The 409-nt window shown below is 39.9% G+C and carries 1 protein-coding gene; it reads right to left on the bottom strand.

Going from position 1 to position 409, the window contains the following annotated elements:
* Nucleotides 1–409, bottom strand: a 409-nt coding sequence (locus R2R70_RS19065) for an ABC transporter permease (RefSeq protein ID WP_410978759.1), incomplete at both ends; no start/stop codon positions are given.

Raw genomic sequence — 409 nt, 5'->3', positions numbered from 1 at the left:
CAGCAATTGAAAAGTGTTGCATTAGCAATTGCCCAAGTATGAGGGCCGCAATGACGCCTAAAACTAATCCAGCAATGCAAATCAATGCATTTTCAACTAAAAAGTAATCGATAATTGAAGATTTACGAGCGCCCAAAGCGCGACGGGTTCCAATTTGTTTGGTGCGCTTACTTATATTGAATAGCGTTAAACCAAAAATGCCCACCGTTGTAACCAGAACTAAGATAGTGATGAGTACAATGAGCATACGCATCATCAATGTGTCTTCAGCCATATATTGCGCTTTGTCTTGATCTAAACCACGAATTCGAATAATCACACGCTTGTTATAATTTTTAAGCATTGCGTCTTCAATCTGTTTAGCTATGTCTGCACGCTCATTGGACGCAGTACGAACTAAAAAGTTGCC

Source organism: Cobetia sp. SIMBA_158 (assembly GCF_046566945.1).
Taxonomy (GTDB): Bacteria; Pseudomonadota; Gammaproteobacteria; order Pseudomonadales; family Halomonadaceae; genus Cobetia; species Cobetia amphilecti.
The sequence above is the reverse complement of the archived record's forward strand: the minus strand, read 5'-3'. Positions and strand labels throughout refer to the sequence as shown.